The following is a 24,801-nucleotide window of genomic DNA, read 5'->3' as shown; positions in this document are numbered from 1 at the left end:
GGGAGCCACCCTGGTGGCGAAAAGCCAACGAAGCGGTGTCGCGGCGAGGCAAGCACCCATCGCCAGCAGGCTGGCTCCCACCGGCAAGTCCTCGCCGCTATGGCGACCCCTAAACGAGTGGGGTATCGAAACGCCCTTCCCTGAGGAAATACGCCACCTGGCGGGCGACATCGGCTGAAACGAGCATGCCGGTGTGGCTGGTTTCGAGAATGCAGTGGTCGGTCAGGCCCGGAAGCCGGGTTTCCTCGACGCCCACCGAGCCATCGTGTTCGGAGCCCACGTCGCCCACGAGCGAACCGAGGCCTACCGGCTGCCGTCCGGCGATCACGCCAACCTGGCGCGGCCCGTCCCAGCGATCCAGGCCGTGCTCCAGCAATTCCTTCGAGCGACCGAGCAGCATGTCGCCGCCCCAGCGATGGGTCAGACCACGGGCGGCGCCGCTGCCGTTGAGCGGCGAGCCAAGGCAGACGATGCGCCCGTCGGGCAGATCGTCGCCGTCCCGGCAGGCCAGCAAGGCCAGAATGCCGCCCAGACTGTGGCCGACCACGTGGACCGGTCCGGGGGCGAGGCCACGCATGCGCTTCCGGAGCCGTGCGATCGCCTGCTCCGGCGGCGCGGCCACACTCATATATTCGAACTGATGAACCTGGAAGCCTTCCTCACGCAAGCGCCGATGCAGCATCGCCATGGCGAAACCGCGCATCCACAGCCCGTGCAGCAGCAGGACCTCGGGCGCAGGAAGGGTCATCGGCGCCTCCGCTTCAGGCTTTCGTCTCCGCGACCGCCACCCGCACGTGCAGCTCCTTGAGCTGCGGCTCGGACACCGGCGACGGGGCGTCGGTCATCAGATCCTGTGCACTGGTGGTCTTGGGGAAGGCGATCACGTCGCGGATCGACTCGGTGCCCGCCATCAGTGCAGCGATGCGGTCGATGCCGAAGGCGAGGCCACCGTGCGGCGGCGCGCCGAGGCGCAGCGCCTTGAGCAGGAAACCGAACTTGGCCTCGGCCTCTTCCGCGCCGATGCCGAGCAGATCGAACACCGCGCTCTGCATCTCGGGGCGGTGGATACGGATGGAGCCGCCACCGATCTCGTTACCGTTGAGCACCATGTCGTAGCCGCGGCTGACCGCCACGGCCGCGTTGGCACGCAGGTCGGCGATGTCGTCGACCTTGGGCGCGGTGAACGGATGATGGAGCGCGACGAAGCGGTTTTCCTCGTCGTCGTACTCGAACATGGGGAAGTCGGTGACCCACAGCGGCTTCCACACGTTCTCGACCAGGCCGCGATCGCGGCCGAGCTTGATCCGCAGCGCGCCCATGAAATCGGTGACGGTCTTCCACGCACCGGCGCCGAAGAACACGATGTCGCCCGACGCGGCGCCGGTAAGCGCCAGCACCTGAGTCAGCGCCGCATCGTCGAGGAACTTGGCGACCGGCGAGGTGATGCCGTCACGACCCTTGGCGAGGTCGTCGACCTTGAGCCAGGCCAGACCCTTCGCACCGTACTTGGCGGCGTACTCGGTCAGGCCGTCGATGTCCTTGCGCGACAGGTCCGCCGCGCCGGGAACGCGCAGCGCGGCAACGCGGCCGGCCGAATCGTTCGCCGGACCGGAGAACACCTTGAACTCCACGTGCTTCACCGCATCGGCGATGTCGACCAGCTCCAGCGGAATACGCAGGTCCGGCTTGTCGGAACCGAAGCGACGCATGGCTTCGGCATAGGTCATGCGGGGGAAGCTGGCGTCGAGTTCAACGTGGCGCACTTCGCGGAACACATGGCGGATCAGGTTCTCGACGAAATCCTGCACGTCGCGCTCTTCGACGAAGGCGAACTCAAGGTCGAGCTGGGTGAATTCCGGCTGGCGATCGGCGCGCAGGTCCTCGTCGCGGAAGCAGCGCGCAATCTGATAGTAGCGATCGAAGCCGGCCATCATCAGGATCTGCTTGAACAGCTGCGGCGACTGCGGCAGCGCATAGAACTGCCCCGCATGCACACGGCTCGGCACGAGGTAATCGCGCGCGCCTTCCGGCGTGGCCTTGGTCAGGATCGGGGTTTCGATGTCCTGGAAACCGGCGGCATCCAGGTAACGACGCAGCTCGCGCACCAGCGCCGTGCGCGTGCGCATCATCTTCTGCATTTCGGGGCGACGCAGGTCGAGGTAGCGGTAGGTCATCCGCATGTCCTCGTTCGGCGACTCGTGCGGTGCGAACGGCAGGTCGCGTGCGGCGTTGAGGATCTCGACCTTGTCGGCCAGCAGCTCCACGGTGCCGGTCTTCAGCTTGTCGTTTGCCGAGAGCCGCTTACGGATCTGGCCGGTGACGCGCACCACGAATTCGTAACCCAGCTCACCGGCCACGGCGAAGGCATCGGCATTCTCGCGCTCGATCACGATCTGGGCGATGCCCTCGTGGTCGCGCAGGTCGACGAAGGCCACGTGGCTTTGCAGCCGAAGCGTGTTGACCCAACCACAGAGGGTGACGTCCTGGCCGATCAGCGACTCGTCGATGAGTCCGCAAAAATGGGTGCGCATGCGCTTGGAACTCCGGCTACCGCAAAGGCGGTCAATGCGTGGGAAAAGACCCCGGATCGTATCACGAGCCGGGGTCTCCAAACGCCTGCGAACGGCCTCAACGGCCGATGTCGAACTTGCCGCGGCAGCCACGATCGGCCCAGATCCCGTCGCGGGTGAAGCCGTAGCTGTAGCCTTCGCTGCAGTTCGCCTTGGAGGTCTGTTCGACCAGGCGAGCGCCGCGACCGATCGGCCAGCGGCAGAACACGCGCTTGTTGTCCTCGCTGTCGCAGGACACGATCTGCCCACCGCCGCCGTAACCCGGACGGCCACCACCCCAACCCGGTCGATCATCGTCCGGGCGTCCACCCCAACCCGGCCGGTCGTCGCCGCCCCAGCCGCGGGCTTCCTGGAAGATGCCGCGACAGCCGTCGTCGACCCAAAGGCCACCGCGGTCGATGTCCCAGGTACGGCCGCGAATGCATGCGGTCTGCGAATCCTGGCGAATCAGGCGCGCGTCGCGCCACGGCACGCGGCAATAGGAACGCCGGCCGTTGTCGCTGTAGCAGTTGACGGTGTCACCGCCCCGCTGGGCGTGCGCCACGTGCGGGGCGGCGAGCGACAGAGCGCCGATGGCGACGGTGGCAAACAGCCCCAGAATGCGTTTCATACCCCAGACCTCCCATGTGTGTGGGGGCAAAACTATACGAGGCCAACGCAACGCTGTTTGAACGGACCGCAGGAACCTGCGCGGGTCAGTCGCCGGTTTTCGCGGCAGGCGCGGGAGCGGGCGCCGGGGCCGCCGCGGGTGCAGGCGCAGGGGCGGCTGCGGGCGCACCGGAAGAACCTTCCGCCAGGTTGCGTTTGCGCTCACCGTCCTTCTTGAAGTCGGTCTCGTACCAGCCGCCGCCAGCCAGGCGGAACTGCGGTGCGCTGAGCAGGCGACCCACGCGTGGCTCCCCGCAGCTCGGGCAGGTGGCGGGATCCGGATCGGACATCTTCTGCAGGCGGTCGAAGCGATGACCGCAGGCCTGGCACTGGAATTCGTAGATGGGCATCGGGATACCTCAAGGTTCTATCGGGCGCATTATCGCGTAAGTCGGCCGCTGCGCGGCCTGAAAGTCGCGTGCTGCGCACGCTGGAAACCGTGAACCGAACGGTGAGCTAACGGTTCCCAGACCGCACAGCGGCCGACTTACAGGCGGCGCAAGCCGCCGACTCACACCGCACTAAACGTCAGGTGGTTGCCGTCGGAATCGACGCGCACCGTCTGCCCGGGCGAGAACGCCCCCTGGAGGATGCGCTGCGCCAGCGGGTTCTCCAACTGCTGCTGGATCGCCCGCTTCAACGGCCGCGCGCCGTACACCGGATCGAATCCGGCACTGCCCAAAAGATCGAGCGCGCGATCCGTGAGGTCCAGCGACAACTGCCGGTCGGCCAGGCGCTTCGCCAGATAGTCGAGCTGGATGCGCGCGATGGAACGGATCTGGGTCTTGTCCAACGGACGGAACACGACGAGATCGTCTAGGCGGTTGATGAACTCCGGACGGAAGTGCGCCTGCACCACGCCCAGTACCGAGGCCTTCATCTGCAGATAATCGGCCTCGCTGTCGCCGGCCTGCTCCTGGATGAGGTTGGAGCCGAGGTTCGAGGTCATCACGATGACCGTGTTGCGGAAGTCCACCGTACGACCCTGGCCGTCGGTCAGGCGCCCGTCGTCGAGCACCTGAAGCAGGATGTTGAAGACGTCCGGGTGCGCTTTTTCCACCTCATCGAGCAGGATCACGCTGTACGGCCGGCGACGCACCGCCTCGGTCAGATAACCGCCTTCCTCATAGCCCACGTAGCCCGGGGGCGCACCGACGAGCCGACTCACGGAGTGCTTCTCCATGAACTCGCTCATGTCGATGCGGACCATGGCGTCCTGCGTGTCGAACAGGAAATCGGCCAGTGCCTTGCAGAGCTCCGTCTTGCCCACGCCCGTGGGGCCGAGGAACAGGAACGAGCCATACGGACGGTTGGGATCGGACAACCCGGCGCGTGCGCGGCGGATCGCATCGGACACCGCGCGCACCGCTTCGTCCTGCCCCACCACGCGGCCGTGCAGCGCTTCTTCCATGTGCAGCAGCTTCTCGCGCTCGCCTTCGAGCATCTTGGCGACGGGAATGCCGGTCCAGCGCGCCACCACTTCGGCGATCTCTTCCGCCGTAACGCGGTCCTGCAGCAGCGTGAAGTCCTGCTTCTCCGCTTTCTGCGCGGCCGCGAGCTGACTTTCCAGCGCCGGCAGGCGGCCGTACTGGATCTCGCTCATCGCACCGTAGTCCTGGCGCCGCTGAGCCGACTCGAGATCGAGACGAGCCTGTTCGATCTGCTCCTTGATCTTGGTGGCGCCTTGCAGCGTGGCTTTCTCCGACTTCCACACTTCGTTGAGGTCGGAGAACTCGCGGTCGAGCTTCTCGATATCGGCTTCCAAATTGGCGAGGCGCTGGCGCGACTCGTCGTCCTGCTCCTTCTTGAGCATCTCGCGCTGGATCTTGAGCTGGATCAGCCGACGCTCGAGACGATCGAGTTCCTCCGGCTTGGAATCGATTTCCATGCGAATGCGCGACGCCGCTTCGTCCATCAGGTCGATGGCCTTGTCGGGCAGCTGGCGATCCGGGATGTAGCGGGCCGACAACGTCGCCGCGGCGACGATCGCCGGATCGGTGATCTCGACGCCGTGGTGCACGGCGTAGCGCTCCTTCAATCCGCGCAGGATCGCAATCGTGTCTTCCACGCTCGGCTCGCCGACGAACACCTTTTGGAAGCGGCGTTCGAGTGCCGCGTCTTTTTCGACGTACTTGCGGTACTCGTCGAGCGTGGTGGCGCCGATGCAATGCAGCTCGCCGCGCGCGAGTGCCGGCTTGAGCATGTTGCCGGCGTCCATGGCGCCATCGGCCTTGCCGGCACCGACCATCGTATGCAGCTCGTCGATGAAGAGGATCACCCGACCCTCCTGCTTGGAGAGGTCGTTGAGCACGCCCTTCAAGCGTTCCTCGAACTCGCCGCGGAACTTCGCACCCGCGATCAAGGCGCCCATGTCGAGCGAGAGCACGCGCTTGTCACGCAGCCCCTCCGGCACCTCGCCATTGACGATGCGCTGCGCGAGGCCTTCCACGATAGCGGTCTTGCCCACACCGGGCTCGCCGATCAGCACCGGATTGTTCTTCGTTCGACGCTGCAACACCTGGATCGTGCGGCGGATTTCCTCGTCGCGGCCGATCACGGGATCCAGCTTGCCGCTCTCCGCGCGCTCGGTGAGATCGATGGTGTACTTCTCCAGCGCCTGGCGCTGGTCCTCGGCGTTTTCCGACTGCACCTTCTCCCCGCCGCGCAGCTTCTCGATGGCGGCTTCGAGCCGCTCCTTGGTCGCGCCAGCGGCCTTCAACGCGCCGCCGATCTCGCCACGGTCGTCCAGCGCAGCCAGCAGGAACAGCTCGCTGGCGATGAACTGGTCGCCACGCTGCTGGGCGAGCTTGTCGGTGAGGTTGAACAGGCGGTTGAGGTCGTTGCCGACGCTGATGTTGCCCTCCTGGCCGCTGACTCGCGGCAGCCGCTCCAGGATCTCGCCGACCCGCTGGCGAAGCGCCGGCACGTTCACCTGTGCCTGGGTAAGCAGCGGCGCCGTCGAACCGCCTTGCTGGTCCAGCAACGCAGCCAACACGTGGGCAGGCTCGAGGATGTTGTTGTCGCGGCCCACGGCCAGCGATTGCGCGTCGGCCAGCGCCTGCTGGAAGCGCGACGTCAGTTTGTCCATTCGCATCTTGGTTGTTCTCCGCAAGGTTTGGCGCCCCCGGGCCCTCCCCGCGACGCCTCTGGCAGGTAAATGCGGGTGCAAGCATGCGCCTTCAACGGCCGGACCGTTGTGCAAGCCACCACTTTTTTCACGAGCGCGGCGTCATCCTTCGCGGATCGCCGCCCATGGAGCTCCCGTGACCACTGCCCGCGACAATCTGCCCCGGCCGCCTGCCGACCTCGTCACCTCCGACACTGCCCTGTTCCTGGATGCCGACGGCACGCTGCTGGCATTCGCCGACGATCCCGAAGGGGTAGTCGTGGTGGACGGGCTGATCGAGACGCTCGACACGATCCATGACGCCTTGGACGGTGCGCTGGCCCTGGTAAGCGGACGCGCCATCGCAGGGCTCGACCGCATCTTTGGGCGTCAGCGCTGGGCCGCAGCCGGCCAGCATGGCCTCGAGCGCCGCGACGCCGACGGACGCCTCGTCACGATGCCCGTGGACGCGGAGGAACTGGCCCGCTTGCGAGCCATCGTGCATGACGTGGCGATCGCCATGCCCGGCGTCCGCGTGGAAGACAAGAGCTGGTCGGTGGCGCTGCATTGCCGCGAACGCCCGGACCACGCCGCGGAACTCGATCGCGTCGCGCCCGCGATCGCGGCGCGCTTCCCCGGCTTCGAACTACAGCCCGGCAGCTACGTCTACGAGTTCAAGCCGCGCGGCATGGACAAGGGCGTGGCCGTGGCGGCGTTTCTCGAGGCGGCGCCGTTTCAGGGACGTCGCCCGGTGTATTTGGGTGACGACCTGACCGACGAACACGCGTTCGCGGTGGTCAACGAACGTGGTGGCGCGTCGGTGCGCATCGGGGAAAGAACACCGTCACATGCGGCGTTCACATTGCCTAGCCCGGCCGATGTCCATGCTTGGCTGAATGCCGTGAAGGCCGCATTGACGCAGGGAGCCGCAAGACCACGATGAGCCGATTAGTCGTCATATCGAACCGCGTAGCGCTGCCCAAGCAGACACAGACCGGCGGACTCGCTTCCGCCATGAACGCGGCGCTGCAGGAAATGGGCGGTCTGTGGTTCGGCTGGAGCGGCAACATCGCCGCCGAGACGGGCAAGGAGCTACATGAAGTCGAGGACGGCCACATCAGCTACGCCACCATCGACATGTCGAAGGCGGATCACGACGACTATTACAGCGGTTTCGCCAATCGCGCGCTGTGGCCGTTGTTCCACTACCGCGCCGATCTGGTCGACTATCGCCGTGATCACCTCGAAGGCTATCTCCGGGTGAACCGCATCTTCGCCAAGCGCGTGGCGAAGTTGATCCGCAAGGACGACATCATCTGGGTGCACGACTACCACCTCCTTCCGTTGGCTGCGATGCTGCGCGAAGAGGGCGTAGAGAACCGGATCGGTTTCTTCCTGCATACCCCGCTGCCGGCCGCAGGACTGCTCATCACCCTGCCCCGCCACCGCGAACTGCTCGAACCCTTGGCCTCGTACGATCTGGTGGGTCTCCACACGCAGCGCGATCTGCGCGCGCTGGAAGACTATTTCCTGCACGAGCTGGGCGCGGCCATGCGCACGGGCGGCCGGATCCGTGCAGCGAACGGGCGCATCTTCCGCGCCGGGGTATTCCCCATCAGCATCGACACCGCCGAGGCCGTGGAACTTGCGCACCGCGCGGAAGACAGTGGTGCGGTGGCGAAGCTGAAAGCGTCCATCGACGACCGTGCTCTGATCATCGGCGTAGATCGCCTGGATTACTCGAAGGGCCTGCCCGAGCGCTTCGAGGGCTTCGCTCGCCTGCTGCGCGATCACAAGGAGATGCGTGGCCGCGTGTCGCTGCTGCAAATCGCACCGCCATCCCGCTCGGACGTGCCTGAATACCGATCGCTCCGCCGCGAACTGGAGCGCAGCGCGGGCCACATCAACGGCCAGTACGCGGAACCGGATTGGGTGCCGATCCGCTACGTGAACAAGTCCTTTGCGCACAAGGTGCTCGCAGGCTACTTCCGCGTAGCGAAGGTCGGCTTGGTCACGCCCTTGCGCGATGGCATGAACCTCGTGGCGAAGGAATACGTGGCCTGCCAGGATCCGCAGGACCCGGGCGTGCTCGTGCTTTCGCGCTTTGCAGGCGCCGCGCAGGAACTGGACGCCGCCTTGCTGGTGAATCCGTCGGATCTGGACGAGGTATCGGAAGCGCTGAAGCGCGCCCTGGAAATGCCGCTGAAGGAGCGGCGCATGCGTTGGCAGTCGATGATGGACGTGCTGGAACGCAACGACATCACGACCTGGCGCAATGCCTTCCTGCAGGCACTGACCGAGCCGCCGCGCGTAAAGCCCGAAATCTACCTGCCGAAGCCCAACGTCGCGCCTTGATGGCGCACGGTCGCTGTCACACCGACCGCTCGGTGTGACAGCGAATCAACGCGTCCAGATTACCGTCGCGAAACGGCCGCTGGCCGCGCCGTCGCGGCGGTAGGAGTAGAAGCGTGAGTCGCGGAACGTGTCGAAGCCGCCGCCGAAAACCCGCGTGACGCCCGCCGCCGCCAGCTTGCGCCGCGCCAGCATGTAGAGATCGCACAAGGCGTGCCCCGGCCGGGTGGGAATGAAGGCCGCTTCCGCTTCTGGATCGGCGGCGACGAATGCCTCCCGCACCTCGTCACCCACCTCATAGGACGGCGCGCCGATCGCCGGCCCCAGCCATACCATGACGTCCGTCGCCGGGACCGCCATCCGGGCCAGTGTGTTTTCCAGCACGCCTGCAGCCAGCCCCCGCCAGCCAGCGTGTGCCGCGCCGATCGTGCCCCCGTCCGCGCTGGTGAAGAGCACCGGAAGGCAGTCCGCGGTGAGGATCGCGAGTACCTTGCCCGGTCCACGTGCCACGGCGGCGTCGGCCTCCGGCTCGTCCTCGCGCGGTACCGCGTGCTCGGCGACAGCCGTGCCATGGATCTGGCGCAGCCATAGCGGTGCCGCCGGCAGCGCAAGGGCCTGGGCCAACGCCGCCCGGTTCGTTACCACGGCGGCGAGATCGTCGCCGGAGCGCAGCCCGAGATTCAGGCGGTCGTACGGCGGCGCCGAAATGCCCGGCCCCTGACGGGTCGAGACCGCGGCCCCGACGGTCGCCGGGGCCGGCCAGTCCGGCACGATCCAGGCGTCGTCCATGCTCAGTCCTCGATCGGATGCAGGGCGGTGTCGGCCCGCAGCGCCGCGATCAGGGCCTCCTGGTCGGCTGGCCTCGGCGATTCGAACTCGAGGTGCTCGCCCGTCAGTGGATGCTCGAAAGCCAGCTTTTCCGCGTGCAGCGCCTGACGACGGAAGCCACGAAGCGCGTCGATCAGTTCCTGGCTCGCCCCACGCGGCAGGCGCAGGCCGTTGCCGTAGAGCTGATCGCCGACCAGGGGGTGGCCGAGGTGGGCCATGTGTACGCGAATCTGGTGCGTGCGCCCCGTTTCCAGGTTGCACTGGACCACGCTGTGGGCGCGGAAGCGCTCACGCACGCGGTAGTGCGTGATGGCCTCCTTGCCGCCATCCTCCACGTCGCGGACGCCCTGCTTCAGGCGATCGTGCTGGTGGCGGCCGATCGGCTGGTCCACCGTGCCGCCCGCAACCATGGTGCCGAGCACCACGGCCTCGTACTGACGGTGTACGTCGTGCCGGGCCAGCATCGCCACGAGCGCGGTATGCGCCGCGATGCTCTTGGCCACGATCATCAGGCCGGCGGTGTCCTTGTCCAGGCGGTGCACGATGCCGCCGCGGGGCAGTTCGGCCTGGGCGGCACTGTGGTGGAGCAAGGCGTTGAGCAGGGTGCCGGCCGGGTTGCCCGCACCCGGGTGGACGACCAGCCCCACGGGCTTGTCGATCACCATGAGGTCGTCGTCCTCGTAGCGGATGTCCAGGGCGATGTCTTCCGGCTGGGCGCTGACCTCCGCCTCCAGCTCGGCCTCCAGCTCCACCCGCTCCCCGCCGCGCAGCAGGTGCCGGGGCGGCACCCGGGCGCCGTCCAGCAACACCTTGCCCTCCTTGATCCAGCCCGTCAGGCGGGATCGGGAATACTCGGGGAACATCTCGGCCAGGGACTGGTCGAAACGCCGACCTGCGGCCGAGACCGGCACGCTGGCCTCGTGTCTCACCGTCGTCATAGCGCCCCACCCGGCCCAAGGCCGGTTTCGGCTATCATGCCTTTTCGCTCAAGCATCCGAACTCTCTCAATGCGTGCAACTAAGATCACCATTCTGCTCGTCCTCGCCCTGTCGATGAGCGCCTGCTCGATGTTCCACAGCAAGAAGGAGACGATCGACACGATGCCGGTCGACCGGCTCTACGCCAATGCTCACGCGTCACTCGAGCATTCCGACTATGCCGCGGCCGAGAAGGCGTACGAGCGCCTCATCGCGCGCTTCCCGTCGGGGGACATCAATGAGCAGGCCCAGATCGAACTGGCCTACGCGCAGTACAAAGACAACAAGCCGGACGACGCGTACTCGACGATCAACCGCTTCATCAAGACGTTTCCGACTCACAAGCATGCAGATTATGCCTATTACCTGCGCGGTCTGATCAATTTCGACCGTACCGGTGGCCTGATCGAGCGGTATCTGCAGCGCGGCAACTCGGCGTCCACCCGTCGCGACCAGGGCTTCAACCTCACGGCGTTCGACGATTTCAGCCAGCTGACCCGTCGTTATCCGAACAGCGCCTACGCCACCGACGCCCGCCAGCGCATGATCTTCCTGCGCAACCAGCTGGCCCAGTTCGAGATCAACGTGGCGGAGTACTACCTGCGCACCAAGTCGTACGTTGCCTCGGCCGACCGCGCCCAGTACGTGATCGAGCATTACCAGCAGTCGCCGCAGACGGCGGACGCCCTGGCGATCCTCACCCGCAGCTACCTGGCCCTCGACCGCAAGCCGCTGGCCGACCAGACCCGCCAGGTGCTGGCCCTGAACTACCCGGACCATCCGTATCTGACGGACCCGAACTGGCCGCACCACCCATCGGTCTGGCGCAAGGCGATCCCGTTCTCGGGTCACCACTGAGTCCAGATCGCAGGCCATCTTGTTTCAAGCGCCCCTCTTCGAGGGGCGTTTTTTTTTGGCTTTTGAAAGAGCGGGGCTCGGCTGCGGGAACGCCATCGGTCGCCGCACCTGTGGGAGCCGCCATGGCGGCGAGAAGCCTACGAAGCGATGGTAGGAGCCACCCTGGTGGCGAAAAGCCAACGAAGCGGTGTAGCAGCGAGGCAAGTTCCCATCGCCAGCAGGCTGGCTCCCACCTGCAGGTTTCCCTCGCCGCCATGGCGGCTCCTACAACTGTCGCCAGCCTGGGGGAGCGTGGGAGCTGCTATCGCCAGCCGGACGTGATGGGGTAGCGGCGTTCGCGGCCGAAGGCCTTGGTGGTGACGCGGGGGCCGGGGGCGGCCTGGCGGCGTTTGAACTCGTTGATGAAGACCATGCGGATGACGCGGCGCACGGTGGCGTCCTCGTGGCCCGCCGCGATGATGTCTTCCGCCGAGGCTTCGCCTTCGATGAAGTGTTCGAGGATGGCGTCCAGTTCGTCGTAGGGCGGCAGCGAATCCTGGTCGGTCTGTTCGTGACGGAGTTCGGCCGAGGGCGGACGGTCGATCACCGCCATGGGAATCGCCCCGTCGATCGCCGCGCGCCAGCGCGACAGCGCATAGACGGTGGTCTTGTAGACGTCCTTGAGCGGCGCATAGGCGCCGCACATGTCGCCGTAAAGAGTGGCGTAGCCGACCGCCATCTCGCTCTTGTTGCCCGTGGAAAGCAGCAGCTTGCCGGTCTTGTTGGACATCGCCATCAACAAGACGCCACGCGTGCGCGACTGGAGGTTTTCTTCCGTGATGTCCGGCTCGCGCCCGGCGAAGACAGGCGCCAGAGCACCAGTGAAAGCCTCATAGATGCCCTCGATCGGCAGCACGTGGTACTCGACGCCAAGCAGCTCGGCCTGCGCCTTGGCTTCGCGCAGCGACAGATCGGAGGTGTATACCGTGGGCATCATCACGGCGGTGACCTTGTCCTTGCCCAGTGCATCCACGGCGAGGGCAAGCGTAAGCGCCGAATCGATGCCGCCGGAGAGACCCAGCAGTACGCCGGAAAAGCCGTTCTTGCCGACGTAGTCGCGCACGCCGCGCACTAGCCCGGCATACATGATGGCTTCCGGTGAGCGGGTATCGGGTGCCGGCCAGTCGATGGCGGCGAGGCGCTTCGTTTCCGTGTCGTATTCCACGGTGAGCAGCATTTCCTCGAACGACGGCGCGCGTGCCGCGACGTGTCCGTCGGCCTGCACGAGCAGCGAATGGCCGTCGAAGAGCAGGTCGTCCTGCCCGCCCACGAGATTGACGTACGCGATGGGCACGCCGTTTTCCGTGGCACGACGGCGCAGCAGTTCCTCGCGCGTGGCTGCCTGCCGACGATCGTAGGGCGAGGCATTGATCACGAGGATCAGCTCAGCGCCCGCCTGTGCGGCGTGCGCTGCGGGTTCGGCTTCCCAGATGTCCTCGCAGATGAGCATGCCGACGCGCACACCGTCGATGACGAACACACGGGTGGCTTCGCCATGCTGGAAGTAGCGCTTCTCGTCGAAGACGGTGTAATTGGGTAGCGCCTGCTTGTGATAGGTCCACTCCCGCTTGCCTTCGCGAATGAGCGTGGCCGCGTTGTACACCTCGCCGTGCGAGTCCGGGTAACCGACGATGGCGGAGATTCCGTCGATCCGCGGCGCCAGCGCCTCGATTTCCCGGTGGCAGGCTTCGAGAAAGCTGGGCCGTTGCAGGAGATCTTCGGGCGGGTAGCCGGACAAGGTCAGTTCGGGAAAGGCAATCAGCGAGGCACCGAGGCGGTCGCGTGCTTCCTCGGCCAGCGCCTGTACGCGCTTGGCATTGGCGGCGGTAGCCCCGACAGGGAAATCGAACTGGGCCAGGGCGAAGCGGAACGTGGACATGGAAGATCCGGGCGGTCGCGGGGAACGCCCATGATAAGGCATGACCCGAGGCTGAGCTTTGTCAGCCGCGCCTACCGGCAGCCCCTCGCGTTGGCGAGTTGCGGCCTCCCACGAACGCCGAAACCGCAGCAGCCAACGCGAAGACGCCGCGGAGAGTAACGTAACTCACGTTCACTTCACTGGGACATCGTAGATCACGCCGGCCTCTGCGGCCGACGGCAGCGTGTAATGCCACCACTCCTGCGGGTAGTTCACGAAGCCTTCCGCCGCCATGGCGCCAAGGAGCCGTTGGCGATGGGCGCGCTGCGCGGCATCGATATCGGGAGCGTCGGTATGCGCGCGCGGATCGAAGAAATCGAAGTCGGTGCCCATGTCCAGCGGCGTGCACTGCCCGCCGTCGCAGCGCATCAGCGTCAGGTCCACCGTGGCGCCGCGACTGTGTCCGGAGATCGGCGCGATGTATTCGCCGAGTAGCTGGTCCTTGCCGAGGTGGGGGTAATGCATTGCCTTGGTGCGCGTGTCTGAAAGGTCTCCCGCCCAGCGGACAAAATCCGCGACCGCACGCGCTGGCCGATAGCAATCCCATACCAGCAGACCGTAGCCCTGTGCGCGCAGGCTGCGTTCTACGCGCGCCAGCGCCTCGGCGGCGGCAGTGCGCAGGTAGCACTTCGCCGCCGCATAGCCATCCACGGGGCGGCCGACGAAGTTGTCGCTGCCGGCGTAGTGAATCGCTTCGGCGATGTCCGGTGCGCGGGCACGCACATCGATCAGTCCAGCCTCTTCCGGCGTGCGGGCGGCCGACAGCCGCGGCGGCGGCGGCGGCGGCTCACCAGCGTGGGCGCTAAGGGCAAGCGCGCACGCGAGTGAAAGCCAGATCTTCGAAGTCACTGCTGAAATCGGCATCGGGATCGACCTTGGTCAGGCGCAATGGGTCGGGCGGTAGGAGATCGACCCAGGTTCGACGTCCATCCGCTGCCCGTCCCACTGTACGAGAAAGCGCGAGCCGACGCGCTAACCGTAACCGTCGAGATGCGTGTCGATCCACGCCTCGCGACGTTGGCCGACCGGCATCGGATTCTGCTGGGTCGATGCCGCTTCGTCGGCCGCCCAGACGCGCAGCAGGTTGCCGCTCCAGAGCTTCGCGACGTCGTCGTCGGAAAAGCCTCGGCGCTTGAGGCCCGCGGTCACATTGCGCGTCTGCGAGGCATCCATCCAACCGGTGATTTCGCCGCCACCGTCGAAGTCCGACGCGATACCGACATGATCGATGCCGGCCACCTTCACCATGTGCTCGATGTGATCGAGGAAGTCGTCCAGTGTCGCGAGCGGGTGTTCGCGCTGGATCGTCTTCATGCCCTCGACATAGGCTGGCAGGTAGTCGTGCTTTTCGCTGTCGTAGTCCTTGTCGCCGGCCGCCTTCGCCACCCTTGCCTGCAGGGCCTTCTCCGCTGCCTCGCGCTCGGGGTCTTTCTTCAGAAACTCCTTGTATGCCACCGCCTGTACGACGCCGCCCTTTGCCGCGATCGCGGCGAGCAGGTCGTCCGGCAGATTGCGAGGGTGATCCGTCATCGCGCGCGACGACGAGTGCGATGCGATGATCGGCGCACGAGACAGCGCCAGCACGTCGCGCACACAGGCATCGGAGGCGTGCGATACATCCACCATCATGCCGAGCGCGTTCGCCCGCCGGACGACCGTCCGCCCGAACTCGCTCAGCCCGAGGTTGCTGTCCGGGGCATCGCCGAGTCCCTTGCGCGGGAGCGAACTGCCGCACAGGTCGTTATTACCGACATGGACAAGGCCGACGTAGCGCGCACCACGTGCATAGGCGGCATCGAGACGCTTCAGGTCATGGCCGAGCGAATACGCGTTCTCGATGCCGATCATGGCGGACAACCGCCCACCGGTCTTGTTGGCGCGAACGTCCCCCGGCGTACGCGCCAGACTGATCTGTTCCGGGTAACGCTGCACCATGAGGTCGATGGCGTCGTACTTGCGCTTCGCCTGCGCGACGGCCTTCGCATAACCCGCGCGGGTCAGCGGCCCCTGCTCCACGTAGATGACGAAGAACGCGGCATCGAGCCCGCCGCGTCGCATCTTCGGCAGATCCACCTTGAGCACGCCATCCTGACCGGCGTCGAATTTCGGATCCTGCATGTACGACAACGGGATATCGACGTGCGTATCCAACGTGAGGGGATGATCCTGCGCCTGCGCAGCGCTACAGAGCAGGAAGGCCAGACCGAGAATGCGCTTCATGCGTGCCTCCATGAAAAAGGTGGCGCCCACTACGGGCGCCGACGCAAGGGACATTAAAAGTCCAGGGAGACGGTGAGCTGCCCGAAACGGGGCGACTGGAAGCGCTGCGGCTGCAGATAGGTAGGATTGAGGCCACCGACCGACGTCTGCAGATCCTGATCCACGCCAAGCGTGCGCTGCTGATTGAGCAGGTTGTACACAGCGAACTTCACGCGCAGGTTGTTCTTCTCATCCAGCGGCATGAGGTAGGTGATGCTGGCGTTGAGGTTGAAGGTCCATGGGGTGCGATCCTCGCCGCGCGGTGAACGCTGGTAGACACGGTTCTGCGAAATGGGGTCGGCGCATTTTTCCACGCAGATGAAGTAGCTGTGATAGACCGTCGCATCGTACGGATTGCCCACACCGTAGCCGGTAATCGGGCTGCCGGACAACGCCGTGAGATCGGCACCCACCTGCCAATGCGGCGTGATGGCGTAGGTGCCGCGCAGCTTCAACTGGTGGCGATGGTCGTTGGGAAGATAACCCCCGGAAAGGTTCACCCACGGATCGTCGAAGTTCTCCGTACGGCCCGTATCGTCGAAGTTGGTATCGGAATTCACCGGCCCCTCGGCGTTGCCACGGCTCCAGGAAAGCACATAGGACGCGTTGAACATCCACTTCTCGTCCCACGCGCGGTCCACCTGGAATTCCAGCGAGCCGAACGAGCGCCTTGGCTTCTTCCAGCCACGCTGACCGAGGTAGTTGCCCTGCGCGTCATACAGCGCCCAGCCCTGCTTGGATGTGTCGATGTTGATGTAACCGTCCGGCGTGCCGTCGCAGTTCGTGTCGCCGTAGACCGTGAGCTTGCGACCCGGGTTGCCCATCACGTAGCCGATGTACCCGTCGCCGCCGCATTGCGGTGTGGCGCTGATTTCCATGTCGTCGATCGCATTGTGCAGCTTGCGATAGGTGCCACTCACGCCCCAGGACCACTTATCCGTGATGGCCTGTTGAAAACCCAGGATGGCCTCGTCCTGGTAGACGCTGTCCATGTGCTTGTCGACCTCGGCGCGCAGATCGCCCACCGTGCCGTTACCCTGCGAATCGTCCACCGGACCGATCTGCGGCCCCAGGATCGGCATGGCGTAGGGCGAACCGTTGCGATCGAGGATCTGGTAACCGTCGAACGCATAGTAGGTGCGCTGGTCGAGCAAGCCGCCCGCCTGCTTGATGTTGATCACGTTCGCCACGGGCAGGTAGTAGCGCCCGAGGTTGCCGAAGATCTTCGTCGTGCCGTCGCCCTTGATATCCCACGAGAAACCAAGCCGCGGCGCAATCATGTTGTCCATCTTGATGTAGCTGGCTCCTTCGCCCGTCTTGTTGTCGAAGGCGTCGCGACGGAGGCCCGCGTTGAGCAGGAAATCCGGCGTGATGTTCCAGTTGTCTTCGACGTAGTACGCGTTGTTCGTGGTCTCGAAGGTGCCCGCGATCTCGTAGCGTCGCGCACGTACGTAAGCGTTGTAGCCGGCAGGAACCACGCCTCCGTTTTCGATCGTCGCGCCGGGCGTAGTTGCGTAGATGTTGTAGTAGTACGCCCCCGGGCCCGGGTAGTGACGCGAATAGATCGACGTGTCCACCTCGTGGTCGTAGCCGAACCGAACGAGGTGATCGCCCAGGCTCCATTCAAAGTCGGCGCGGCCTTGCTTGCGCGTGTCGTTGCGCTTGATGACCGCGGTGCTCGTGCTGCATCCAAGGGGGACGCCCGGCCCGGGCACAGCGGATACCTTTGCTACCGGATTGCACTCGATGTCCGACTGCGCGCGGGTGAAGTCCTCGCGCTGGTTACGCCCGTACATCAGCTTCATCGACAAGTTGTCGACGAGGTAGCTGGTGAAGGTGCCGTTCCAGTTCTTGCCGCCTGTATCGCTGAAGATCTGATCGTTGCGCTGGCTCTTCGTGTGGGTGGCGTAGTCGTAGTTGTAGACCGAACCGACGTTCTTGTCCTTGTCCGAGAAGGCCATGAACTCGAACAGGTTCTTGTCGTTGATGTGCCAATCGATCTTGGCGCCCCAGAAGCCCGAGTCGGTATCGTTCTGGGTCAGCACCGTCCCGAGGTTATCCGTGTTCTGCGGCGTGTAGCCACGCGCCTCGTACATCGCGAAGAAGAACAGCTTGTCCTTCACGATGGGGCCAGACGCATACACGTTCATCTTGGTACGCGAGTAGTGATCCTCGGACGAGGTGATGTAGCGCTCGCCGTCCCAGTAGCGGTTCTTCGTGGTGGCCTGCCAGGCGCTGGGCTCGAAGGTCATTTCCGCGCCCGCCTTGAACTCGTTGGTGCCCGAGCGGGTCACCGCGTTGACCACGCCGCCGGTGGTGCGGCCGAACTCGACCGAGTAGCCGCCCGTCTTCACCTGAAACTCCTGGTAGAAGGCGAACGGTGCCTCGGAGAAGCCGTTGCGGTTGTAGAAGTCCGTTACGTTGAGGCCATTCACGTAGAACGAGTTCTCTGCAACGGACGAACCACCGAACGAAATGCCTCCGAAGCCGGCATTGCCCTTGTTCACGCCCGGCGCCAGAAGCGCCACCGACTGCACATTTTGATCCACCGGAAGGCGGCGGATTTCCTCGCGACTGATATTGGTCGCTGTCTCGGTGGAGCTGACGTCCGCGGCGGAAATCACGACGGGGGCGCTGACCTGCACGCCTTCCAACTCTGTGGTGGCCGAGCCACGTTCGACGAGATTGACCGTGGTGGCGTTGCCCAGGCTGACGTTGACCTCGGCGGTCGTCGCCACGGGCTTACCGTCCTTGCTGCTGTCGACTTGGTAGTGCCCGACCGGCAGGTACGGCAGGCGGAAATTGCCTTCTGCATCGGCGGTCACCGTGCGCGTGAGCCCGGTCGCCGGATCGCGCGCCGTCACTGTGGCACCGGACTTCGTGCGGCCGACGATCGTGCCGTCGGTATTGGCGGCAAATGCCGAGCCGGATACCACCAGGCCCAGACCGATCGCCAGGCACAAGGCGCCATGGCGCAGCGCGCGCCGGTTCGTCGTGATCTCCCCCATCTCCCCACTCCCATAAGGTGACAATCGGGTTGTATTGATCCGTCAGGGCGCCGCGTCACCGCCCCCTCGCGGTACATCGGCGCGGTGCCAACGGAAGTCGTAGTCGAACTGATCGAAGTACAGGTTGCCGCCCTTCCATTCGACTTCACCCCGCTGCGAATCGACCGTCTCAGAACGGAAGAAGGTCTTCGCCGGCACGAACGGCCGCGAGTAGTCGTCGTTGAAGGCGATGCGGTAGGCATCCAGGCCGCCGAGATAGAACCACTCGAGCGCGTTGTCGCCCGGCTTCGCGTTCGCGTCGGCCACGAGGCGCCCGAAGGTCACGTCCATGGGTACCCATCCATAAGGCGCGAGATAGAGCTGGCCCCAGTCGTGGATGTTGTTGTACGTGCCGTCGGAGAAGATCCAGCCGGATTGCCAACGGGCGGGAATGCCGTTGAGGCGCAGCAGCGTGATGAGCAGCAGGGTCTGTTCGCCGCAATCGCCATGCCCGGCATGCAGCGTGTAGTCGCCGATGTTGCTGATGGTCGAATACTCGCGGGCACCGGCCCAGGGGATTGTGTCCACCGCCGCGAACAGTTTCTGCGCGATGCGGTAAGGATTAGTCTCGTCGCCTACCACGCGCTTCGAGTAGGCGCGCATGGCATCGGTGAAGACGACATGCGGTGCGCGCTCGGTCACGAAAGGCGCCAGTTCCGAAGTGATGGGCGTGCGCGTCACCTTCGCCGGATCGATATCGACGTAGCGGGCGTAGAGCGTCAGTTCGTAAGTGATGGAAAACTCGGTCGGCTTGCCCGCCTGCGCTTTCTTTTCGAGATAGGCGGTGCGCTGCAGCGTCGATGGCGGCGCGATCGATGCCCCGGCCGGTTCGCTCCCGACGAGGCGGATGTCTTCCTGCTGCCCGGCGATCTCGCGCGGATACGGAATCCAGGCGCGAATCGTCTCCCCGGCCGGTACGGCATCGGCTTTCACGGTGAGTATCTGGGTCACGCTTTCGCGGCGTGGAAGCACGCTGCTGGTGTGTTGCGCGAGCGCTGCCGCACGCACCGCGCGATGATGATCGTTGAGGACCTCATTGGGGCCGTCGTCGAAGGGCACCTGCACCTTACGCCGCGCGCGTGCATCGGCGCTCAGGCGGAACAGGTTGCCGGGCGACCGCTTGAAATAAAGCGTGCGGCCGTCGATGACCTGCTTCTCAAGAAGGCCAGCACGATCCCACGCGGTGAATTCGGCGTCGGTAAGGTCGGGAATGGACTGGCGCAGACGTGCCTTCACCGCGTTGGCGTCGAGCGTAAAGTCGAGAAGGATGCGACGCATGCGCTCGTGCTGAAAGGTCAGCGCTACGCGCTGCTCGGGCGCTAGACCGGGCTGTGCAAGCGCCCGTGCGATGGCGGCTTCGGCGTCGCGGAAATGGCCTGCATCGATCTGGCGAGACACGGCATCGCCGACCTTTTCGCGAACGGCCGGCCGTTCGCCCCCCCACGTCACCGGCACCACGCACGCGGCCAGCAAACCTGCCGCCAGGGCCGAGCGGATCGTTGCATGACACAAGAACGCTTTCACCGTTCGGTATCCCCGATGCGACCGTGGTGGGTGGACGTGCGTGAGGGCTGTGTAACATGCTTGCAAAGCGTGGTCAATAATTTATGCTTCACGCCACTTCGTTAGGAATAGATATTCCTGACGGCCGTTGTGACACCACCCGGGGAGGGACGCGTGATCCAGTCGGTTTGGCCTTACCTGGCCGTGATGTTGCTCGCCGCGGGATTCTGGCCCGCAATCGAGCGTCGCTTCGGCTGGAAGGTGTTCGAGATCCTTCCGCCCATCGTGCTCACCTACCTCAGCGTGACCGCGCTCTCCGTGGCCGGGCTCTGGAGTGCCTCGCCCGAGATCCATCTCGCGCAGAACACGATCGTGGCAAGGCTGGTGCCGGCTCTGCTCTTTCTGCTGATGATCAACTGCAACCTGCGCGCGATATTCGCGCTGGGACCGCGCGTGCTCGGCGTGTTCGTCTGCACGTCGATCAGCCTGTTCTGCGCGTTCGTGCTGACGTTTCTGCTCTATCGACATTGGATGCCGGGCGACGCGTGGATGCCGCTCGCATCGCTATCGGGCAGTTGGATGGGCGGCACGGCGAACATGATCGCCGTGAAGCAAGCCATCGGCATGTCCGATACGTCGCTGGCCACCACCCTGCTGACCGACGCGCTGTGCTACTCCATGTGGGTCGTCGTGCTATTCGCGGTCGCTCGACTGGCGCCTGCGTTCAATCGCTGGACGCGCGCGACGTCGAGCGCGGACATGGAGGTCGCCGAAGCGGCACCGCGCGCACCCGCCACCGGAGAAAGCGTGCTCCTGTGGCTGGGTCTGGCCCTGCTGGTCGCCGCGCTCTCCGCAGTACTGGGTGCGAAGCTCCCCGTCGGCAGCATGGTCTCCGCGACGACCTGGACGATCCTCATCGCCACGACGGCCGGCCTCGTGGCGGCGCATACACCGTTGGCCCGGCTGCCCGGCGCGCCGTCGGTATCGAGCGCGCTGCTGATCTGCGTGGTTGCCGTGCTGGCCTCGCAAAGCAGTTTCGCGGGCATCGCCGCCGCACCGCTCTATCTGCTGGCCGGGGTGACTGTGATCGCTCTGCACGCCGTCCTGCTCTCCCTCGCCGCGCGGCTGTTTCACTTCGATCTGTATCTTTGCGGCATTTCCTCGCTGGCCCATATCGGCGGCGTCGCAGCCACGCCGGTATTGGCGGCGACCTATTCGCGTTCGCTCGTGCCCGTGGGCATCCTGCTTGCGCTGCTCGGCTATATCCTCGGCACGGGCTTCGGTCTTCTCGTCGCCGCCGTTCTTTCGGCGCTGGCAACCTGATTCAAGGACTTCGATGAACACGCTTCGCCATACCTTGCTTGCGGCCACGCTGGTGTTCGCCATGGGCGCGGCCCCCGCCTTCGGCCGCGACCTGCCCGTGCCACCCTCAGGCGTCATCGGCATGAGCGATGCGCAGCTCTCACCGGAATTTTGGGTGAGCCGCCTGCCCGATGCCGATGCACCGGTACTCGACCGCGCCGCGATCGCGGCCCTCAACGAACGCGTCGCGCGGCTCGACCCCTCGATGCACGACATCCGCCACCTGGCGGCGACGCTGCCACAGGCACAGGTCAAGGGCTGGATCGAAAAACTCACCCGCCGTCCGGACAAGCCGCTGTACGACGTCGAAGGCAAGCCGGTGCCCGCCACCACTCTCGACGAGGTGGTGACCAACGCGGCGATCGATCGTATTCCGGCACAGGTGACGCCGCGCTACGGCATGGCCGTGCGGCGTGCGGCACTGCGCGGCTTCCCCACGGACCTGCGCGTATTCAGCCACGCAGGCGATACCGATATCGACCGTTTCCAGGAAAGCACGCTGTTTCCCGGTGACCCGCTGGTCGCCGTGCATACCAGCCAGGACGGAAAGTGGGTGTTCGTCGTGAGTCCGCGCTACGCGGCCTGGGTGCATGCGGACGATATTGCCTACGGCGATGCCGCCACCGTGTTCGCCCATGCCGATGCCACGCCTTATCGCGTGATCACGGGTGCCAAGCCGCTCACCGTGTACACGCCGGAAGCGCCTGCCGTATCCGAGCTGCAACTGGACATGGGCACGCGCGTACCGTTGGATGCCACGCTGCCGCCGGACCAGCCGGTCAACGGCCAGAGCCCATACGCCTCATGGGTGCTGAGCCTGCCGGTGCGCGGCGCCAATGGCGCGCTCTCATTCCAACCCGCGCTTCTGCAGCGCAACCAGGATTCCTCGGCCGACTACCTGCCACTGACGCGCGCGAACATCGTGCGCCAGGCCTTCAAGTTCCTCGGCGAACGCTACGGCTGGGGGCATGCGTACAACGGCCGCGATTGCAGCGGCTTCGTCTCCGACGTCTACCGCAGCATGGGCGTGCAGATGCCGCGCAACACGCGCGACCAGAGCATCAGCCCGGGCCTCACACATACGGTGTACACGAGCAAGGACAGCCACGAAACGCGCCTCAAGGCTGCCATGGCGCTCGAGGTCGGCGACCTCGTGTACATCCCCGGCCACGTGATGATGGTGATCGGCAAGATCGACGGTGAGCCCTACGTGATCCACGACGTGAGCGGCATGAGCTATCGCCAGGCCGACGGCAGCCTGCGCCGCGTCAAGCTCAACGAGGTTTCGGTGACGCCCCTCCTGCCCCTGATGTTCAGCGACGACAGCACGTTCGTCGATCGCATGACCAGCATCGTGCGCATCCGCTAATGCCTTCGGGACCGCTTTCATGAAGATCACCGACATCCGCTTCGGCATACTGCGCGTGCCGCTCAAGACCCCCTTCAAGACGGCATTGCGCACCGTCGACAAGGTCGAAGACATCGTCGTGATGGTGCATACCGACGATGGCCGCGTGGGCTATGGCGAGGCACCGGCCACCGCCGTCATCACCGGCGACACGCACGGCTCCATCGTGGACGCCATCCGTCATTACATCGCGCCGCGCCTGATCGGCCAGGACATCGCCGACCTCAACCGGGTCACGAAGCTGATCCAGGACACGATGGAGAAGAACACCAGCGCGAAGGCGGCAGTCGAGATCGCGGTCTACGACCTGTGGGGGCAACTCTACGGTGCGCCGTTGTACAAACTGCTCGGCGGTGGCGACCCGGTCATCAGCACCGACATCACCATCAGCGTCGATTACATCGACAAGATGGTGGCCGACTCGGTCGCCGCGGTGGAACGCGGGTTCGAGTCGCTGAAGATCAAGGTCGGCAAGGACATCGGCGTGGACATCGAGCGCGTACGCGCCATCTACGCTGCGGTGGAAGACCGTGCCCTGCTCCGCCTCGACGCCAATCAGGGCTGGACGGCCAAGGAAGCGGTATATGCCTTGCATGCACTGGAAGACGCGGGCGTACGCCTGGAATTGGTGGAACAGCCGGTCAAGGCGCGCGACCTCGAAGGCATGCGCTACGTCACCGAGCGCGTGCATACGCCGATCATGGCGGATGAAAGCGTGTTCGGCCCGGCCGAGGTCATGGACCTCATTCGCATGCGCGCCGCCGACATCATCAACATCAAGCTCATGAAGACGGGCGGCATTTCCAATGCCATCCGCATCGCGGACATCGCCGGGCTGTATGGCATCGATTGCATGATCGGCTGCATGCTCGAAACGAGCATCAGCGTGGCGGCGGCGGTGCATGTCGCGGTCGCGAAGTCCGACGTGATCACCAAGGTCGATCTCGACGGGCCTTCGCTGTGCTCTTACGATCCCGTGGAGGGCGGCGTCCATTTCAACGAGTCGGAGATCTCGATCAGCGACGCGCCGGGCTTGGGCATTCGTGCCATCCACGGCCTCGAGCCGATCTGAAGGAACCGCCATGTCGCCCTTGGTGAAGATCCGCTCGGAGCGCGACCGAATGTCGGCGGTGGAGCGACGCATTGCCGATTTCATTCTGGAGAATGCGCAACTGCTGCGCGACTACTCATCGCAGCAACTGGCCAATGCCCTCGGCATCAGCCAGTCCAGCGTGGTGAAGTTCACCCAGAAGCTCGGCTTCCGCGGCTATCCCGATCTCAAGTATTCGGTAGGCGAGGCCATCGGGCGCAGCGAGGAGGGTGTCGCCGAACCGCCCGCCGCACGCGCCGGCGACGCCCTGGGCAGCATGCTGTGGCAGTTGAAGACCCAGGCTGAGGAAGCCACGCGGCTCATCAACCGTCCCGAGACGATGCGCGAGTGGGTCGAGGCCATCGCCTCCGCAGGCAAGGTCTTCCTCATCGGCCTTGGCGAGGACGACCTCCATGCACGTGTGTTCGCGCTGCGTCTGTCGCTGCTCGGCATCGTCGCCATCCGGCACTTCGACGTGGGACGCATGGCGGCGCAGGTAGCCATGTCGGCACCGGGCGACGTACTTGTCGTGTTTTCCGAACACGGCAAGCACCCGGCCCTGGTCAAGATCGCCCGTTACTTCCGCGAGCAGCGCGGACGGGTGGTGACAGTGACCCGACATACGTCCAACCCGCTGCGCGCAATGGCGGACATCACGCTCGCCGTGGCGGGGCACGACGACGCTTCGTACGTACAGTCGCTCGTCTACCAGTCGTCCGTGCAGCAATTGCTCGACACCGTGTTCGTACATCTGTGCGAAGGCGACGAAGCGCGGCACGCGCGCCTCGTCGCCAACCTCGAACGCATCCAGCACATGCTGGAACCCTGATCGGAGC

The 24,801-nt window shown here is 65.3% G+C and carries 19 protein-coding genes; 7 read left to right on the top strand and 12 right to left on the bottom strand.

Features of this window, described 5'->3' with window-relative positions:
- Positions 1 to 109: 109 nt before the first annotated feature.
- From BT115_RS10825 to clpB, 5 genes are all read right to left on the bottom strand, one after another.
- Positions 110 to 748 carry an alpha/beta hydrolase gene (locus tag BT115_RS10825; RefSeq protein ID WP_072322621.1) on the bottom strand — a complete coding sequence of 213 codons (639 nt, stop codon included), beginning with the start codon at positions 746 to 748 and terminating at the stop codon, positions 110 to 112.
- A gap of 13 nt (positions 749 to 761) precedes the next feature.
- Positions 762 to 2,531: an aspartate--tRNA ligase gene (gene aspS, locus BT115_RS10820; RefSeq protein WP_072322620.1), complete on the bottom strand. Its 1,770-nt coding sequence runs from the start codon at positions 2,529 to 2,531 to the stop codon at positions 762 to 764.
- A 97-nt stretch (positions 2,532 to 2,628) separates the two neighbouring features.
- Entirely contained in the window at positions 2,629 to 3,180 is a 552-nt protein-coding gene (locus BT115_RS10815) for a DUF3011 domain-containing protein (protein WP_072322619.1), read from the bottom strand.
- Between the two features lie 85 nt (positions 3,181 to 3,265).
- On the bottom strand, positions 3,266 to 3,568 hold the full coding sequence (locus tag BT115_RS10810) for an FmdB family zinc ribbon protein (protein ID WP_072322618.1): 303 nt from the start codon (positions 3,566 to 3,568) through the stop codon (positions 3,266 to 3,268).
- A gap of 161 nt (positions 3,569 to 3,729) precedes the next feature.
- Positions 3,730 to 6,312 (bottom strand): ATP-dependent chaperone ClpB, encoded by a 2,583-nt coding sequence (gene clpB / locus BT115_RS10805; RefSeq protein WP_072322617.1) that lies wholly within the window; start codon positions 6,310 to 6,312, stop codon positions 3,730 to 3,732.
- A 169-nt stretch (positions 6,313 to 6,481) separates the two neighbouring features.
- Here clpB and otsB point away from each other — a divergent pair, with 169 nt between their 5' ends.
- Both otsB and otsA read left to right on the top strand, forming a co-directional pair.
- Positions 6,482 to 7,267, top strand: a complete 786-nt coding sequence (gene otsB, locus BT115_RS10800) for a trehalose-phosphatase (protein ID WP_255369405.1) — start codon at positions 6,482 to 6,484, stop codon at positions 7,265 to 7,267.
- Complete coding sequence (otsA, locus tag BT115_RS10795; protein WP_072322616.1) at positions 7,264 to 8,679, top strand: alpha,alpha-trehalose-phosphate synthase (UDP-forming); 1,416 nt, start codon at positions 7,264 to 7,266, stop codon at positions 8,677 to 8,679. The genes otsB and otsA overlap by 4 nt, the downstream gene beginning before the upstream one ends.
- A 45-nt stretch (positions 8,680 to 8,724) precedes the next feature.
- Here the strand turns inward: otsA and pgeF are convergent, their stop codons facing one another.
- Positions 8,725 to 9,465: a peptidoglycan editing factor PgeF gene (gene pgeF, locus BT115_RS10790; protein ID WP_072322615.1), complete on the bottom strand. Its 741-nt coding sequence runs from the start codon at positions 9,463 to 9,465 to the stop codon at positions 8,725 to 8,727.
- A 2-nt stretch (positions 9,466 to 9,467) separates the two neighbouring features.
- The gene (gene rluD, locus BT115_RS10785) at positions 9,468 to 10,442 is read right to left on the bottom strand and encodes a 23S rRNA pseudouridine(1911/1915/1917) synthase RluD (RefSeq protein ID WP_072322614.1); all 975 of its coding nucleotides are present in this window, start codon (positions 10,440 to 10,442) and stop codon (positions 9,468 to 9,470) included.
- Between the two features lie 69 nt (positions 10,443 to 10,511).
- Between rluD and BT115_RS10780 the strand changes: the two genes are divergently transcribed.
- Positions 10,512 to 11,339: an outer membrane protein assembly factor BamD gene (locus BT115_RS10780; protein WP_072322613.1), complete on the top strand. Its 828-nt coding sequence runs from the start codon at positions 10,512 to 10,514 to the stop codon at positions 11,337 to 11,339.
- 301 nt (positions 11,340 to 11,640) lie between these two features.
- Here the strand turns inward: BT115_RS10780 and BT115_RS10775 are convergent, their stop codons facing one another.
- The 5 genes from BT115_RS10775 to BT115_RS10755 form a co-directional block, all read right to left on the bottom strand.
- Positions 11,641 to 13,257 carry an NAD+ synthase gene (locus tag BT115_RS10775; RefSeq protein ID WP_072322612.1) on the bottom strand — a complete coding sequence of 539 codons (1,617 nt, stop codon included), beginning with the start codon at positions 13,255 to 13,257 and terminating at the stop codon, positions 11,641 to 11,643.
- A gap of 171 nt (positions 13,258 to 13,428) precedes the next feature.
- Positions 13,429 to 14,160 carry a M15 family metallopeptidase gene (locus BT115_RS10770; protein WP_143144537.1) on the bottom strand — a complete coding sequence of 244 codons (732 nt, stop codon included), beginning with the start codon at positions 14,158 to 14,160 and terminating at the stop codon, positions 13,429 to 13,431.
- Between the two features lie 108 nt (positions 14,161 to 14,268).
- Entirely contained in the window at positions 14,269 to 15,516 is a 1,248-nt protein-coding gene (locus BT115_RS10765; protein WP_083527469.1) for a dipeptidase, read from the bottom strand.
- Between the two features lie 53 nt (positions 15,517 to 15,569).
- Positions 15,570 to 18,563, bottom strand: a complete 2,994-nt coding sequence (locus BT115_RS10760; protein ID WP_072322610.1) for a TonB-dependent receptor — start codon at positions 18,561 to 18,563, stop codon at positions 15,570 to 15,572.
- 42 nt (positions 18,564 to 18,605) lie between these two features.
- Positions 18,606 to 20,000: a transglutaminase-like domain-containing protein gene (locus BT115_RS10755; RefSeq protein WP_255369430.1), complete on the bottom strand. Its 1,395-nt coding sequence runs from the start codon at positions 19,998 to 20,000 to the stop codon at positions 18,606 to 18,608.
- A 279-nt stretch (positions 20,001 to 20,279) separates the two neighbouring features.
- On the opposite strand from BT115_RS10755, the gene BT115_RS10750 reads away from it, so the two are divergent.
- Genes BT115_RS10750 through BT115_RS10735 form a run of 4 tightly spaced genes read left to right on the top strand, consistent with a single transcriptional unit; the run spans position 20,280 to position 24,794 of the window.
- Positions 20,280 to 21,428 (top strand): DUF819 family protein, encoded by a 1,149-nt coding sequence (locus BT115_RS10750; RefSeq protein ID WP_072322609.1) that lies wholly within the window; start codon positions 20,280 to 20,282, stop codon positions 21,426 to 21,428.
- A gap of 13 nt (positions 21,429 to 21,441) precedes the next feature.
- Positions 21,442 to 22,836 carry an SH3 domain-containing protein gene (locus BT115_RS10745; protein ID WP_072322608.1) on the top strand — a complete coding sequence of 465 codons (1,395 nt, stop codon included), beginning with the start codon at positions 21,442 to 21,444 and terminating at the stop codon, positions 22,834 to 22,836.
- Positions 22,837 to 22,855: 19 nt separating this feature from the next.
- The gene (locus BT115_RS10740; RefSeq protein ID WP_072322607.1) at positions 22,856 to 23,947 is read left to right on the top strand and encodes a dipeptide epimerase; all 1,092 of its coding nucleotides are present in this window, start codon (positions 22,856 to 22,858) and stop codon (positions 23,945 to 23,947) included.
- 10 nt (positions 23,948 to 23,957) lie between these two features.
- Entirely contained in the window at positions 23,958 to 24,794 is an 837-nt protein-coding gene (locus BT115_RS10735; protein WP_072322606.1) for a MurR/RpiR family transcriptional regulator, read from the top strand.
- Positions 24,795 to 24,801: the final 7 nt, after the last annotated feature.

It is taken from the genome of Luteibacter sp. UNCMF366Tsu5.1 (genome assembly GCF_900119235.1).
Taxonomy (GTDB): domain Bacteria; phylum Pseudomonadota; class Gammaproteobacteria; order Xanthomonadales; family Rhodanobacteraceae; genus Luteibacter; species Luteibacter flocculans.
This window is presented reverse-complemented; position numbering and strand designations above follow the sequence as displayed.

What these genes read in the sequence shown, in the direction of transcription:
- BT115_RS10825 (WP_072322621.1), bottom strand. Translation starts at nt 748, where the DNA reads ATGACCCTTCCTGCGCCCGAGGTCCTGCTGCTGCACGGGCTGTGGATG.
- aspS (WP_072322620.1), bottom strand. Translation starts at nt 2,531, where the DNA reads ATGCGCACCCATTTTTGCGGACTCATCGACGAGTCGCTGATCGGCCAG.
- BT115_RS10815 (WP_072322619.1), bottom strand. Translation starts at nt 3,180, where the DNA reads ATGAAACGCATTCTGGGGCTGTTTGCCACCGTCGCCATCGGCGCTCTG.
- BT115_RS10810 (WP_072322618.1), bottom strand. Translation starts at nt 3,568, where the DNA reads ATGCCCATCTACGAATTCCAGTGCCAGGCCTGCGGTCATCGCTTCGAC.
- clpB (WP_072322617.1), bottom strand. Translation starts at nt 6,312, where the DNA reads ATGCGAATGGACAAACTGACGTCGCGCTTCCAGCAGGCGCTGGCCGAC.
- otsA (WP_072322616.1), top strand. Translation starts at nt 7,264, where the DNA reads ATGAGCCGATTAGTCGTCATATCGAACCGCGTAGCGCTGCCCAAGCAG.
- pgeF (WP_072322615.1), bottom strand. Translation starts at nt 9,465, where the DNA reads ATGGACGACGCCTGGATCGTGCCGGACTGGCCGGCCCCGGCGACCGTC.
- rluD (WP_072322614.1), bottom strand. Translation starts at nt 10,442, where the DNA reads ATGACGACGGTGAGACACGAGGCCAGCGTGCCGGTCTCGGCCGCAGGT.
- BT115_RS10780 (WP_072322613.1), top strand. Translation starts at nt 10,512, where the DNA reads ATGCGTGCAACTAAGATCACCATTCTGCTCGTCCTCGCCCTGTCGATG.
- BT115_RS10775 (WP_072322612.1), bottom strand. Translation starts at nt 13,257, where the DNA reads ATGTCCACGTTCCGCTTCGCCCTGGCCCAGTTCGATTTCCCTGTCGGG.
- BT115_RS10770 (WP_143144537.1), bottom strand. Translation starts at nt 14,160, where the DNA reads ATGCCGATTTCAGCAGTGACTTCGAAGATCTGGCTTTCACTCGCGTGC.
- BT115_RS10765 (WP_083527469.1), bottom strand. Translation starts at nt 15,516, where the DNA reads ATGAAGCGCATTCTCGGTCTGGCCTTCCTGCTCTGTAGCGCTGCGCAG.
- BT115_RS10760 (WP_072322610.1), bottom strand. Translation starts at nt 18,563, where the DNA reads ATGGGGGAGATCACGACGAACCGGCGCGCGCTGCGCCATGGCGCCTTG.
- BT115_RS10745 (WP_072322608.1), top strand. Translation starts at nt 21,442, where the DNA reads ATGAACACGCTTCGCCATACCTTGCTTGCGGCCACGCTGGTGTTCGCC.
- BT115_RS10740 (WP_072322607.1), top strand. Translation starts at nt 22,856, where the DNA reads ATGAAGATCACCGACATCCGCTTCGGCATACTGCGCGTGCCGCTCAAG.
- BT115_RS10735 (WP_072322606.1), top strand. Translation starts at nt 23,958, where the DNA reads ATGTCGCCCTTGGTGAAGATCCGCTCGGAGCGCGACCGAATGTCGGCG.